General features: G+C 65.5%; 11 protein-coding genes. 6 read left to right on the top strand and 5 right to left on the bottom strand.

Features of this window, described 5'->3' with window-relative positions:
• Position 1: 1 nt before the first annotated feature.
• From RBH26_RS08395 to RBH26_RS08385, 3 genes are all read right to left on the bottom strand, one after another.
• On the bottom strand, positions 2 to 412 hold the full coding sequence (locus RBH26_RS08395; protein WP_306757755.1) for a hypothetical protein: 411 nt from the start codon (positions 410 to 412) through the stop codon (positions 2 to 4).
• A 65-nt stretch (positions 413 to 477) separates the two neighbouring features.
• Entirely contained in the window at positions 478 to 714 is a 237-nt protein-coding gene (locus tag RBH26_RS08390; protein ID WP_306757754.1) for a hypothetical protein, read from the bottom strand.
• 124 nt (positions 715 to 838) lie between these two features.
• Positions 839 to 2,077, bottom strand: coding sequence for an FAD-dependent oxidoreductase (locus tag RBH26_RS08385; protein WP_306757753.1), 1,239 nt, complete (start codon positions 2,075 to 2,077; stop codon positions 839 to 841).
• Positions 2,078 to 2,257: 180 nt separating this feature from the next.
• On the opposite strand from RBH26_RS08385, the gene RBH26_RS08380 reads away from it, so the two are divergent.
• The 6 genes from RBH26_RS08380 to RBH26_RS08355 all read left to right on the top strand — a co-directional run bounded on the left by RBH26_RS08380 (position 2,258) and on the right by RBH26_RS08355 (position 8,662).
• On the top strand, positions 2,258 to 2,854 hold the full coding sequence (locus tag RBH26_RS08380) for a DUF6149 family protein (protein ID WP_306757752.1): 597 nt from the start codon (positions 2,258 to 2,260) through the stop codon (positions 2,852 to 2,854).
• 120 nt (positions 2,855 to 2,974) lie between these two features.
• Positions 2,975 to 4,207 (top strand): MFS transporter, encoded by a 1,233-nt coding sequence (locus RBH26_RS08375; RefSeq protein WP_306757751.1) that lies wholly within the window; start codon positions 2,975 to 2,977, stop codon positions 4,205 to 4,207.
• Between the two features lie 103 nt (positions 4,208 to 4,310).
• Positions 4,311 to 6,980 (top strand): methyl-accepting chemotaxis protein, encoded by a 2,670-nt coding sequence (locus RBH26_RS08370; RefSeq protein WP_306757750.1) that lies wholly within the window; start codon positions 4,311 to 4,313, stop codon positions 6,978 to 6,980.
• A gap of 155 nt (positions 6,981 to 7,135) precedes the next feature.
• Positions 7,136 to 8,017, top strand: coding sequence for a homoserine kinase (locus RBH26_RS08365; protein WP_306757749.1), 882 nt, complete (start codon positions 7,136 to 7,138; stop codon positions 8,015 to 8,017).
• 15 nt (positions 8,018 to 8,032) lie between these two features.
• Positions 8,033 to 8,359 (top strand): hypothetical protein, encoded by a 327-nt coding sequence (locus RBH26_RS08360; RefSeq protein WP_306757748.1) that lies wholly within the window; start codon positions 8,033 to 8,035, stop codon positions 8,357 to 8,359.
• Between the two features lie 78 nt (positions 8,360 to 8,437).
• Positions 8,438 to 8,662 (top strand): hypothetical protein, encoded by a 225-nt coding sequence (locus RBH26_RS08355; RefSeq protein WP_306757747.1) that lies wholly within the window; start codon positions 8,438 to 8,440, stop codon positions 8,660 to 8,662.
• A gap of 48 nt (positions 8,663 to 8,710) precedes the next feature.
• Here RBH26_RS08355 and mutL read toward each other — a convergent pair whose 3' ends face one another.
• Together mutL and RBH26_RS08345 are read right to left on the bottom strand one after the other, a co-directional pair.
• Complete coding sequence (gene mutL, locus RBH26_RS08350) at positions 8,711 to 10,924, bottom strand: DNA mismatch repair endonuclease MutL (protein WP_306757746.1); 2,214 nt, start codon at positions 10,922 to 10,924, stop codon at positions 8,711 to 8,713.
• Positions 10,925 to 11,106: 182 nt separating this feature from the next.
• Positions 11,107 to 13,251: a hydrogenase iron-sulfur subunit gene (locus RBH26_RS08345; protein WP_306757745.1), complete on the bottom strand. Its 2,145-nt coding sequence runs from the start codon at positions 13,249 to 13,251 to the stop codon at positions 11,107 to 11,109.
• Positions 13,252 to 13,261 lie beyond the last annotated feature (10 nt).

Genomic DNA, 13,261 nt, shown 5'->3' with positions numbered 1-13,261 from the left:
TTTAGGGCCAGTCGTCGCGAACCTGTTCGGCGTCGTCGTCGCCGGTATCGGCATCCGCAGCGACGATCCAGCCGGCGGCGTCGGCCGCTTCCTCGACGTCCAGGTACTCCCAGCCGACTTTGTCGGCGAGTTCCTCGTCGTCATCGCTCGAGCCGACGAAGACGTACCGTTCGGTGTCGAACTGATCTTTGACCCCCTGGAGGCTCTCGGCCTTGCCGCGCGGGCCGGAGAAGAAGTCCTGTCGGATGCGGTTCTTGCGCGTGAAGTTCGTCACCACGTAGGTGGGCTTCTCGGAGACGACGCCGATGTATTCCGTCCAGCCTCTGGCGTCTTCGAAGACGCTCTCGGGCGAGGCGAGTTCCTTCAGCGCCTCGAGTTCGAACGCCAGGGTCATGTCGCTACCGCCGTTCATACGATATCGAAAGCGCGCGCGGGGGAAAACGGCTTCGATACTACCGGCGCGTCGAAAGACCGGCTCTATACGTGATCGACGCGGTAGTACTCGGTGAAGACGATTACCTCCCCGATTTCGAGGTCCGTATCGGCCTCCAGTAGCGAACGGTCACCGTCGAGAGCAGCGTAGAACGTATCCAGTGTCTCCGTATCGAGTTGGTCGACGTGACGAGTGGTCGTCCCCGCGGGAATCGATTCGACGCACTCGAGACGCAGTGGACGACTAGCGTGTTCACTGGATGGGAGCTCACTGGATGCCATGTACACTGTTACCAAACACCAGGACAGTACTTAACGATTCCGGCAGCGGACAGCATCGCTGGTGAAACGACAGGACGGGAGCCACGTCGAACCGAAAGCGGCGAGAACGGTTGTGTATCGTCGACTACTGTTCCTGTGGTGCTGCGAGTTCGTCGAGGTCGACTTCCTGCTCGAGGAGGACCTCGGCCTGGTCGGCGACCTCGCGCTGTTCGCGCATCAGCTGTTTGAACTTGCTCTGTGGCGAGAGGTCGCCGATGAGGACGCCGCCGACGATTTTGCCGTCTTTGAAGGCGATGCGGCGCCACTCCGTGTCGCTGTACTTCCGTTCTGCGTGTTCGTCGCCGAGCGTCGGGTGACCGAACGAAAGGAACGGGAAGTCAAAGTGCGTGATCGAGTACGAGGAGACCCACTCGAAGGCTTCGGCCTCCTCGTCGGCGGCCATGTTGACTGCGGCGATTCGGCCCTGTTCCTTGGCCGAGCCCCACGATCCGTTCTGGGCCTGTTCACCCAGCAACACGTCGTAAAAGCGCGTGATGTCGCCGGCCGCGTAGACGTCGTCGACGTTGGTCTGCATGTACTCGTCGACGACGATGCCGTTGTCCTCCTCGAGGCCGGCCCCCTGGAGATACTCCGTGTTGAACGTCAGTCCGATCGCGACGCCTGCGAAATCGCAGTCGTAGCGTTCGCCGTTGGGGTCGACCGCGGCGGTGACGTGTCCGTCGTCGTCGGTCTCGAAGCGATCGACGCCGCTGTCGAAGACGGGCTCGACGCCGACGTCGCGCATGCCCTCGTGCATGATCTCGGCGCCGTCGGCCGACAGCGCGTAGCGCCACCAGCGGTCGCCACGCATCAGGTAGTCAGCCTCGATCCCCTGGGCACCACAGACGGCCGCGAAGTCGATCCCGAGCAGGCCGGCACCGACGATGACGCCTTTGTCGGCCTGGTCGGCGTGTTCGCGGATCGCGCGAGCGTCCTGGAACGTCCAGAAGTGGTGGATGCCGTCAGCGTCGCTGTTGTCGACGGGCAGCTGCGTCGGCGTGCCGCCGGTCGCGACGAGCAGTTTGTCGTACTCGAGTTCGTCGCCCTCGTGAGTGTGGACGATCCGCGCGTCGGTGTCGACGCTCGTGACGTGGGTGTTCAGTGAGAGGTCGATGTCGCGTTCCTCGTACCACCCTTCGTCGTGGATCGAGATCGGCGCCTCGGGGAGTTTGCCTTTCGCGTGTTCTTTGATGAGAATCCGGTTGTACAGTGGCTCCCCCTCATCGGTGATGACGGTAATCTTCGCCTCCGGGTCCTTCTCCCGAAGGGTCTCGGCAGCGGAGCTGCCCGAGATCCCGTCACCGATGATCACGTAGTGGGTCATATCCGGACCGTTCGTAATGCGGGTTAAAGTGGATTGCTATCTCGTCTATTTTGCCCATGGTGAGTGGTAACACTCAATAATCGATCGGTTCGGCGTCCCGAATCGACGACCGTCGGAGCGATTCTCGAGCCAACACTGTTGTCCAAACCGTTCTTTAGGCCATGCTCCATAGTCGACGACATGAAACTCCATCAGAACGCGCGCCACTTCGCATCCCGGAAGGCCCTCGAGACGCCGGTCGTCCGCTCAGTTGCCAAATCCGGACTCGTTCGGCTTCACACGAAAGTCTTCCTCGGAAAGGCCGATCCCGCCCACGCCGACGAGCGGAAAGACCACCTCGATGGGCTCTTCGAGGCGACGGTCGACACCTACCTGCGGGCGCTTCAGGAGGGCTTCTCGGAGGCCGAAGCCCGTGAGATCACCCACATCCAGGCCAACTTCGATTTCTACAACCACGGCTGGACCGAGATGATGGAGTTCCCGACGGACGAACTCGAGGCCCACTACGAGCGCTACGGTGACTTCTTCGAGCGCTGGGGAATCACGATCGACGATCCCCTCGGCCAGTTCGCGCCGCCGGAGGGACTCCCGGACGCGCCGTCGACGCCGGACCGACTCGAGGAACCGGAGCATCCCCATGCCGAGGGCGGCTTCGCGGACGACGTCTACGTCGAGACCGACGACGGCGAACTCGTCGTCGGCGGCCAAGACGGCCCGGACGACCCAGACGTCTCGAAGGCAGTCGGCGTCGACGACGAGGATCTCGAGGACGTCTGAGACGCCCTCGCTCGAGTTCCCAACGCGGCCATCGGCTCTATCTCGAACGGACGGTCGTCGGTTCTGCTTCTATCAAAGTCGCTAAGTGACCACGGCGTCGCCTTTGAACAAAGCGATCGAATGGCACTGGACAGCAACGATCGATCCATCGCCGGCTTCACGATGGCCGCCCACGCCCTCGTGCATTGGTTCGAGACGTCGATTCCGATCTTTCTGGTCGTCTGGCTCGCCGAGTTCGACGTCGGCGTCGCCGTGCTCGGTCTGATCGTCGCACTCGGCTACGCGCCGTTCGGAATCGGCGCACTCCCGGGCGGAATTCTCGCGGACCGGTACGGCACGAAGCGACTCATCCTGCTCTGTATCGCCGGCATGAGTGTGGCGTTTTTCCTGCTCTCGCTCGCGTCGTCGATCGCCACGATCGCCGTTGGCCTCCTCCTGTGGGGAGTCGCTGCCAGCGTCTACCATCCAGCCGGCCTCGCGCTCATCAGCACCGGCGTCGAGGATCGTGGAACGGTGTTCGCCTGGCACGGGATCGCCGGTAACGCCGGCATCGCACTCGGCCCGTTCGTCGCTGCGACGCTGTTGATCTTCCTCGAGTGGCAACTCGTCGCGGCGATCCTTGCCGTTCCCGGCGTTCTTGCCGTCCTGTACGGACTCAGCGCACGGTTCGATCCCACTGCAGCCGTCGACGACGACGTCGACGCGGGCCCGGACGAGGCGCTGTCGCTTTCGGAACTGGTCTCGAACTCGCGGGCGCTGTTTGCCAGTGCCTTCGCCGTCGTCTTCGTCATCGTCGCCTTCGAAGGGCTGTACTACCGGGGGATGCTCACCTATCTGCCCGAGATCCTCCACGGTCTCGAGGCGATGGACGGACTGGCTGTCCCCGACGGACTCGAGGGGATCGAGCCGGCTGACTACATCTACGTCGGCCTCTTGGTCGTCGGGATGGCCGGCCAGTACGCCGGCGGAAAGCTCACCGATCACGTCGATCCAGCTCGGGGAATGGTCGGCATCTTCGCCGTTCTCACGGTATTGGCCGTCGCGTTCGTTCCCGTCACCGACATGGGGCTGGTCGCCATCGCCGCGCTCTGTGGTGCGTTCGGCTTTTTCCTCTTTGCGATCCAGCCGTTCTATCAGAACGCCGTCGCGGTCTACACGCCCGCAGACAGCCGCGGACTCTCCTATGGCTACACCTACCTCGGCGAGTTCGGGCTCGGCTCGGCGAGTATCGCTATCGGCGGCTTCGTCCTCGGCGCAGCGTCGCTGACCGCGTTCTTCGCGGTGATCGCGATCTTTGCCATCGCCGGTGGAACGCTCTCGGTGGCACTGGCTGCTGGCCTGGGTCGATCGTGATCGTTCGGCCCCATCGTATATCTCATCCGTTTCGGAAAATTATCAAGGCTGATAATTGAAGGCGATAATATATGTGGTGACCATCTCATCGATCCGAATATCGATGAGTGCAATTCGAAGACTGGTACCGGCGGCGATACGTCGGCGATATGCAGTGAAGTTTGCAATCGTATTACTCCTCCTCGGTTTGACAATCGGTGGAATCGGGTTCGTTGCGACGGGGGCGATCACCGACGAAGTCGAAGACCGCGTCCACGACGAACGTGCGACCACCGTCGAACACGAGGCTGAGAAACTCGAGCAGTGGCACGGACAGAACGTCCAGACGATCTACTCGATGACGGTGTCGGACTCGCTCGAGACCGACGATTCGGCCGCCATCGAGGCGGACCTCGAGACCTGGAGCGAGGACTTTGACGCATACGCCGTCTCCTACGTCGATACCGAAGACGAGACGGTACTCGCGAGCACCGTCGACGAATACAGCGGCGAGTCGGCCGACGTCCTCGAGGCCGTCACCGAAGAGGGCTACGACGAGGCGACGGCCTCGGGCGGCCACGAGGATAGAACGTGGGTCTCGGATCCGTATCTCAGCGACGCCGCCAGTGACGATGCGGTCCCCGTCGTCGACTACGTGCTCGGTCCCTCGGCTGTCGACGATCGAGTGGTGGTGTTGACCGTCGAACTCGACACCTACGCGGACCAGGTCGGCGGTGAGGAACACGTCACGACGATGGTACTCGACGGGAACGACGAGGTGCTGTTCGACAGCATCCAGTACGGAGACGACTACGAGACGTTCGGCCTCGAGTACGGAAACACGTCGCTGCTCGAGACGGCTCGAACGACGGGAACGACGACCGACCACGTCGAGGGCACACCGAGCGGAGCGCTCGGAGCCGACGCCTACGGGTTCGACGACGACGAGCACGTCGTCAGCGCGACCTCGGTAAGCGGCACTGACTGGACGGTTACGACCCACGAACCCGAGAGCCAGGCCTACGGGTTCGTCCACACGGTCAACGACTGGGGCCACATCGCGACGGCGTTTGGCGTGTTGATGATCGGACTGCTCGGCGCCGTGATCGGCCGAAACACGGCTACCTCGATCGACCGCCTCACGGAGAAGGCCGACAAGATCGAACAGGGCGACCTCGACGTCGACCTCGAGACGGACCGCATCGACAACATCGGTCGCCTCTACCAGGGCCTCGATTCGATGCGAGACTCCCTGCGCGAGCAGATCGAGGAGGCCGAAACCGCCCGTGCAGAGGCCGAACGCGAACGCGAACGCATCGAGGAGATCAACGACTCCCTCGAGCAGACGGCCGACGAGTACAGCGACGTGATGGTAGCTGCCGCCGACGGCGATCTGACCGTGCGGATGGACACCGACGCCGACAACGAGGCGATGGCGGAGATCGCCGAGGAGTTCAACGGGATGCTCGCGGAGATCGAAGAGACCGTCGCCGAACTCAACCGCTTTGCGACCGACGTCGCGACGGCCTCCGAACAGGTGACCGCCTCGAGCGAAGAGGTCCGCTCGGCCTCCCAGCAGGTCACTGAATCGATCCAGGAGATCTCCGACGGCGCCGAGCGACAGAACGAGTCGCTGCAGTCGGTCAACCAGGAGATGAGTTCGCTGTCGACGACGACCGAGGAGATCGCTGCCTCCTCGAACGAGGTCGCCGACATCGCCGAACGGACGGTCGAAACCGGCCAGGACGGCCAGGAGGCCGCCCGGGACGCGATCACCGCGATGGACGAGATCGAGGCCGAAGCCGACGATGCGGTCGCGGAGATCCGTCGCCTCGAGCAGGAGGTCCAGCAGATCGACGAACTGATCAACACGATCTCCGAGATCGCCCGCCAGACCAACATGCTGGCGCTCAACGCTAACATCGAGGCCTCTCGCTCCGCGAGCGGAAACGACGACGAAGGGTTCTCCGTCGTCGCCAAGGAGGTCAAGGCCCTCTCCGAAGACGTCGAGAAGGCCGCCGAAGAGGCCGAAGAGCGCCTCGAGGCGATCCGCGAACGCACCGAGCAGTCTGCCGCCGAGGTCGAAGGGACCAGCGGCCAGATCGAGAACGCCAGCCAGCAGGTCACCGATGCCGTCGAGGCCCTAGAGGAGATCGCCGACCTCGCCCAGGAGACCAACGTGGGCGTCCAGGAGATCTCCGCCGCGACCGAAGAGCAGGCTGCCTCGACCCAGGAGGTCGTCGCGATGGTCGACGACGCGGCGACGGTCTCCGAGGAGACGACGGCCGAGGCCGAAAACGTCGCTGCGGCCGCCGAAGAGCAGACCACGGCCATGACGGAAGTGACTCACTCCGCCTCCGAACTCTCCGGACAGGCAGGAGAACTCTCCGCGGCGCTCGACCGGTTCGAGACCGACGCCGACCCCGAATCGCTCGCGATCGATTTCGACACGGACGGCGACGACGATCCGGACGCGCCACTCACTGCACCGTCGGCCGGCATGACCGACGGCCTGGAGTCGACGACCGACGACGAGTCGGTAGCCGCATCTGCTCCCGAGACCGAGTCGGAATCGACCTTCGGAGACGCGGCCGACGACGGACTCGAGGCCGAGGACATCCTCGGGATCGACGACGAAGAGAGTGGCGGACCCATGTCGGCCCCGGAACCGGACGGTACGGACGACGCTGCCCTCGAGGGCGACGGGGTCGACGGTGAGAACGACACCGGCGACGAGAACGACGAAGACGTGTTCACGTTCGGGGATCCGGACGAGACCGGGTCGGACGAGTAGCGCTACGCGCCCGAGATCCTTCGGACGCCGAACCCACTTCTCCCTGCGATTTTCGACGGTCGCCAGCACGGGGTCGGCGATCGGCGGGACGTGACGACAGGAGACCTCGGTCGCGGTCCGCTACCTTTTTGACTGCAGTCTTGAAAGCATCCGGCATGCTCACCGTGCGGGCACCTGCGACGAGTGCGAACCTCGGGAGTGGCTTCGACGTCTTCGGTGTCGCCCTTGGAACGCCCGCCGACGTGGTCCGGGTCGAACGCGCGCCGGAAACGCGGATCACCGTCACCGGCGCCGGCAGCCAGTACATTCCGGAGGATCCGGAACAGAATACCGTCGGGGCGGTCGCGGATGCCCTCGACGCACCGGCACACATCAAGATCGACAAAGGCATCCGTCCCTCCTCCGGTCTCGGCTCCTCGGCCGCCAGCGCCGCTGCCGCGGCAGTCGGACTCAACGCGCTTTATGACCGTGGTCTCTCTCGAGAGGAACTGGTTCCGATCGCCGCCGAAGGCGAAGCGCTCGTCTCCGGCGAAGCCCATGCCGACAACGTCGCTCCGTCGATACTGGGCGGGTTCACCGTCGCCACCGACGACGGCGTCACACAGGTCGACACCTCGATTCCTGTCGTCGCCTGTCTCCCCGAGACGACTGTCTCGACGCGTGATGCGCGGGAAGTCGTTCCCGACTCCGCGACCCTTGAGGACGTCGTCGACACCGTCGGCAGCGCCGCGACGCTTACCGTCGGCATGACGCGTAACGATCCCGAACTCGTCGGTCGCGGGATGGAAGACGCAATCGTCACCCCCGAACGAACCGCTCTGATCGACGGCTACGACCGCGTCCGCGAGGCCGCCCTTGAGGTCGGCGCCACCGGCGTCACGGTCAGCGGCGCTGGACCGGGCGTGCTCGCGGTCTGTCACGACGACGACCAGCGCGAGATCGCCGGCGCGATGATCGACGCCTTCGACGACGTCGGCATCGAGAGCCGGGCCTACCAGACTCACGTCGGCGACGGCGCACAGCTGTTCCGGGACTGAGCTTTCCAAGTCGGGATGGGACGACGGACCGACCTCGCACTAACACTGCTCGTTCTCGTCGCTGTCGGAATCGCGTTTACGCTCGCCGACGCGTCGCCGTCGCTGCTTGCGGCCGTCGTCGGCGGGCTCGGAACGATCGTCTTCGAACTGCTTGCCGCTCGAGCCTACGAGACGGTCCGGAGCTACTGGGAACGACCGCTCGTCCAGGCTGGAAGCGTCGTCCTCGCACTGGCCGGTATCGCCGTCGGTGCCGTCGTCGCCCCCTCGAGCGTCCTCTCCTTTGCGTTCGGTTCGCTCATGACGTATCTCGGCTACCTGGTCGTAGTCACGATCGCTCGCTGATCGATCCAAACTCAACAGGCGACGCTGTCGTCGGCTGCAGGCTGGCTGGTTACAACGACTGGCGGCCAACCGCTATGTATGAACGATCTCGGTGATCGACTCGTCATCCTCGTCATCGCGGCCACCGGCTTTCTCGTGTTGATCGCCGGCTGGGCGGGTGGCCTCGTCGAAGCAGCGGCGCCGATCGGCTGGGAGATCGCGTTGATCAGCGGACTCTTCGTCGTGTTACTGCTCGTCCTCGCCGGATTCTGGACGGAGTTCAGCCTGATCGATCGGGATCGGGAACAGGATCAGACGAACTGATACTGTCGGACGATCCGGTTTCGAACCTGCCTCCCGGTGTGCCGATCGCTACTGGTGGCCCGGATAATCCCGCTCGAACCGTTCCTCGAGCTCTCGCTTGTCGAACCGAACGATAACCGGCCGCCCGTGCGGGCAGGCGTAGGGGTTCTCACAGTCGTCTAACGCCTCGAGAAGGTCGATCACCGACCCTTCGGTCAGTGACGTGTTCCCCGTGATCGACGGATAACAGGCCAGATCGGCCAGGAACTCGTCGGCCAGCGCGTCGACGGTCTCTGCTCCCGCCTCTCGATCGCCGCCGACGACCGAGACGAGGACGTCCCGGAGCCGTTCGGGGTCGATGGTCGCTTCGAGGACGGCAGGGACCGCCGTGACGGCGATCGTCCGTTCGTCGACCCGCTGGGCGTCGAAGCCGAGTTCCGAGAGCGCCTCGCGGTAGCTCTCGAAGGCCTCGGTTTCGGCGGCGGTCAACTCGAGGTCGACCGGCTCGGCGAGCGCCTGTGCGGTGGGGTCGTCGGCGAACGCCTCCCGGAGGCGCTCGTAGTTGACTCGTTCGTCGGCGGCGTGTTGGTCGATCAGGACGAGTCCGTCGTCCGTCTCGCAGACGAGGTAGGTGTCGTGAAGTTGGCCAAGCACCCGCAGTGCAGGCAGCGAGTCGAACTCGGCGTCGTCGCCGGTCGCGACGTCTCCCGACAGCGTCCGCTGGTCTGTCGCGGCGGCGAACTTGCGCCCGGAGTCGGGATCGGATTCGGCCTCAGTCATGTGGTCGTCGGCCGTCGCCGTCCGACGGTCGCCCGTCGGTTTGGCCGTCTCGCCGGCTCCTGTCGTCTCGGTCTCGTCTACGCCACCGGTAGCGTCTCGATCGCCCGCCGACGTCGTGGCGTCGGGGCCGGCGGCTGCGGTGTCCGGTCCGTCGATCGCGGTGTCCCCACTGCTGCTCGTAGCGTCCGGTCCATCCGTCGTCGGCCCCGATCCGTCGACTTCGGTTCCAGCGGCTGTACTGGACTCGGAACTCGAGGCCGTCGCGGACGTGCCGCTCGAGTTCGAGTCGGAGTCGGCCTCCGCATCGATACGCGATCCCACCGACGACTCGTGTTCTCCCGACGATGCCGTCCGTTCGCTCCGGGCCCGTGGCGCGTGATCCGCGAGCGTCGAGTCTTCGAGCGTGGTGGGCTCGACTCGCGCTTCGCCGGGTGCCGACCGGCCCCGGGGCGCCTGCGAGCGCAACAGCCCGTGTTCGAGCAGCGCCGACTCGACGGCCGCGTCGACCTGCCGGCGGACGGCGTCGTCGTCGTCGAATCGGACTTCGCGCTTGCGTGGATGGACGTTGACGTCGACGGCCTCGCCCGGAACGTCGAGAAAGAGCACGACGAAGGGGTAGCGGTCGCTGTCGAGTTGCGCGCCGTAGGCGCCCATGATCCCCTCGCGGACGGCGTCGGCCGACACCGCACGGCCGTTGACGTACGTCGAGAGGTACTCCCGACTCGAGCGGTTGGTCTCGGGGTGGGAAACGAGCCCGGAGACCGACTCGAGGGGCCCCGGCGGTAGCTCGTCGCCGTCGGCCTCGATGGGGATCATCGCCGAGGCGACCTCGCGGCCGTAGACCGACAACACGGCGGCCTGCAGATCGCCCTGGCCCGTCGTCGAGAACACCTCACGGCCGTCGTGGGTCAAGGAGACGGCTACGTCCGGGTTTGCCAGCGCGTAGCGGGTGACGACGCGGTTGACGTGGGCGAACTCCGTCGCGGTCGTCTTGAGGAACTTCCGGCGGGCTGGCGTGTTGTAGAAGAGGTCTTCGACCTCGACGATCGTGCCCGCGGGACAGCCCGTCGGCTCGACGCTCGTCACCTCGCCGCCCTCGTAGACGAGTTCGGTCCCCGCGCCGTCGCCGTCCCGCGGTCGGGACTGGATCGTCACTCTCGAGACCGAGCCGATCGTGTGCAGGGCTTCCCCGCGAAAGCCAAGCGTCGCGACGCCTGACTCCAGGTCCTCGAGACCGTCGATCTTGCTCGTCGTGTGCTCGCGGACGGCCGCGCGAACGTCGGCCTCGGTCATCCCGTGACCGTCGTCGGCGACGCGAATCAGTTCGGTGCCGCCCGCTTCGACGGTGACGTCGACGCTGTCAGCGTCGGCATCGAGGCTGTTCTCGACGAGTTCTTTCACGGCGCTTGCGGGTCGTTCGACGACCTCGCCGGCGGCGATCCGGGCGACCGTGTCCTCGTCTAGCTGGCGGATGTCCGTGTCCTGTGGTGTGTCGTCGGTCATGGCTCGAGAGGCGAGTGAACGCGCGGCCCGGTGCCCGCTGGTCGACAGCGCCGTCGGCTTCGAGTCCGCGCGCTCGGCTTAGACTCCCGATCTCACTCGAGCGAGGTTAATCTGTGGTTCGCGACCGATCGATTCTACAGGCGGAGCAGGCCGAATGCCTCGGGGCTTGACCCCGAGACAGTTCACCTGTTGTGGAGCAGTTGCGCTCGGCACTCTGGACAGTACTGGAAGATGCTCTCTTCGGCGTCGGGCGCGAGGTTCGCGACGCGCTCGCCGACCCGGTCCTCGATGGCTTCGGCAGTCGCTTCGCTGGTGTACTCCCGTCCACAGCCGGCACACGAGAGCATCGAGCCCTCGTGGACTTGCGTCCAGGCAGGTTCGGGGTCGTCCGGCGCGCCGTTTTCGGGCAACAGCGAGAGGTCGAGTCCTTCCTCGACGGTCATGACGTTCTCGACGCAGACCTCCTCACAGAGTCCGCAGTTGACACAGCGCTCGTGGTTGAACTCGAGTCCCGTATCGGTCCGGCGGAGCGCGTCCGTCGGACAGTAGTTCGTACAGGTCGGGGTAAGCGTACAGCCGTCGCCGACCTCGACGACGCCGAAGTCCGTCAGACCGCGGATCAGCTCCCGCTCGGGTTCGGCGTGCTCGAGGATCGCGCGGACGCTCTCTAGGGCCCAGGCGTGGTTGTCGAACGCCGGGTTCTCCCGATCGGCGTCGTCGAGTTCGCCAGTCGCCTCGTGTTCGCCGGCCGGTACCGGCGACGCCTCGAGTTGTGTCACGGCGAACTGGGAGAGTTCCTCGACGAACGCTTTCGGTTCCTCGGGATCGGGCGCGAAGAACGCGACGCGCTCGCCGAGTCCCAGATCGGTCGTCGCCCGGTTGAGACGACGGACCAGTTCTGCTTTCGGATCGGGGCCGGAGTGGAGACAGCTCCCGCCACAGCCGACGATCGCGACGCCGTCCGCGCCCGCCGCGAGCGCGTGGAGGACGTGTGCGTCGCCGACCGTGTCGGTACAGTTGACGTCGACCGGCAGGATCGGGGGGTACTCGAGATCGGCCCGGCCGGCGGCCGCCAGCCGGCCGTACTCCCGGAGGGCGTCCTGGGCCCGCTCCGAGCAGACGAAGGCGACGATCGGCGTCTCGATGCCCGCACTCGAGCCACCGAGCAGTCCGCTGACGAAGCCGCCGTCGTCGCCGGTCGGAGCGAGCAACGCCTCGACCTCGCGGGCGATGCGCTCGTTGCTCGGTTCGTTGAGCTGGGTCGCGCCGGTCGGACAGGCGCTCGTACAGGCCCCGCAGTTCTGGCAGCTGTCGAGGTGGAACTCGACTTCGTCGATAGCCACGCGTTCGGCGGCCCCGTGGGGACAGGCGTCGGAACAGGCGGTACAGCCCTGTTCGCCGGAGCCGGCACCCGAAGCGCAGACGTCCATATCGAGGTCGAGGAAGTCGATCCCTTCGAAGCCGCCGAGCAGTCGTTCGACCTCGTCGATCGTTGCCGGGGTGATTCGACCGGTGTGGAAGCCGCGTTGCCCGCCGACGGTGCCGTCGTCGCCGTCGGGGTAGATCACCTGACCGCACTCGATCGTCCGCCTGACGCCGTCCATCTCGATGGCGTCGGTCGGACAGACGGTAATCCACTCGCCGACCGGCGCCTCGGGATCGATATCGACGGGGTGGCGCGTCACCATCCCGTCCGGGCCGGCGTGGACACACTTCATACAGGAGATACAGTCGTCGGTCACTCGCGCCTCGAGTGTGAGCTCGAACTCGCCGTACGTGCCGTCGACGTCGACGACGCGCCCGCGCTCGACGGTGACGTTTTCGAGGTCGGCGTCGACGGCCGCCAGCTCCTTACCGTCGGCGATCAGCGTGACGTCGGCCGAGTCGGCGATCGCCGCGGCGGCCTCGGCGTCACCGACGACGACGACGTCGTGGCCCGCCCGGTGAATACTCGAGCGCGGCAGCGTCTCCGTCTCCCGGCCGGCCTGGGCGGCGTTGACAAGCCGCGAGGTCTTGGCGGTCGCGGCCTCACGGTCGTGGACCCAGCCTGCGGCCTCTCGCTGGTCGACGAACTCGATGTCCTCGGCGAAGAGCCCGTTTTCCTCGGCGACGTGCTCGATTCTTTCCTGGGCTTTGGCCTCCGGACAGGTGACGACCAACTCGTCGAGGTCGTACTCCTCGATGAGCTGATCGACCGCCTCGAGTTTCTCCCCACAGAGCAGCTGGGAGCTCGCTGCCACCTCGACGCCCTCGACGTTCTCCCGGGCTTCCTCGAGGTCGATGTCGCAGGTCCCCGCACACGAACAAAGAAATGCACCCACGTTCATTGACCGCAGG

This window comes from Natronolimnohabitans sp. A-GB9, from assembly GCF_030848565.1.
In the GTDB taxonomy this organism is placed as follows: domain Archaea; phylum Halobacteriota; class Halobacteria; order Halobacteriales; family Natrialbaceae; genus Natronolimnohabitans.
This window is presented reverse-complemented; position numbering and strand designations above follow the sequence as displayed.

What these genes read in the sequence shown, in the direction of transcription:
- RBH26_RS08385 (WP_306757753.1), bottom strand. Translation starts at nt 2,077, where the DNA reads ATGACCCACTACGTGATCATCGGTGACGGGATCTCGGGCAGCTCCGCT.
- RBH26_RS08395 (WP_306757755.1), bottom strand. Translation starts at nt 412, where the DNA reads ATGAACGGCGGTAGCGACATGACCCTGGCGTTCGAACTCGAGGCGCTG.
- mutL (WP_306757746.1), bottom strand. Translation starts at nt 10,924, where the DNA reads ATGACCGACGACACACCACAGGACACGGACATCCGCCAGCTAGACGAG.
- RBH26_RS08365 (WP_306757749.1), top strand. Translation starts at nt 7,136, where the DNA reads ATGCTCACCGTGCGGGCACCTGCGACGAGTGCGAACCTCGGGAGTGGC.
- RBH26_RS08370 (WP_306757750.1), top strand. Translation starts at nt 4,311, where the DNA reads ATGAGTGCAATTCGAAGACTGGTACCGGCGGCGATACGTCGGCGATAT.
- RBH26_RS08380 (WP_306757752.1), top strand. Translation starts at nt 2,258, where the DNA reads ATGAAACTCCATCAGAACGCGCGCCACTTCGCATCCCGGAAGGCCCTC.
- RBH26_RS08360 (WP_306757748.1), top strand. Translation starts at nt 8,033, where the DNA reads ATGGGACGACGGACCGACCTCGCACTAACACTGCTCGTTCTCGTCGCT.
- RBH26_RS08355 (WP_306757747.1), top strand. Translation starts at nt 8,438, where the DNA reads ATGAACGATCTCGGTGATCGACTCGTCATCCTCGTCATCGCGGCCACC.
- RBH26_RS08375 (WP_306757751.1), top strand. Translation starts at nt 2,975, where the DNA reads ATGGCACTGGACAGCAACGATCGATCCATCGCCGGCTTCACGATGGCC.
- RBH26_RS08390 (WP_306757754.1), bottom strand. Translation starts at nt 714, where the DNA reads ATGGCATCCAGTGAGCTCCCATCCAGTGAACACGCTAGTCGTCCACTG.
- RBH26_RS08345 (WP_306757745.1), bottom strand. Translation starts at nt 13,251, where the DNA reads ATGAACGTGGGTGCATTTCTTTGTTCGTGTGCGGGGACCTGCGACATC.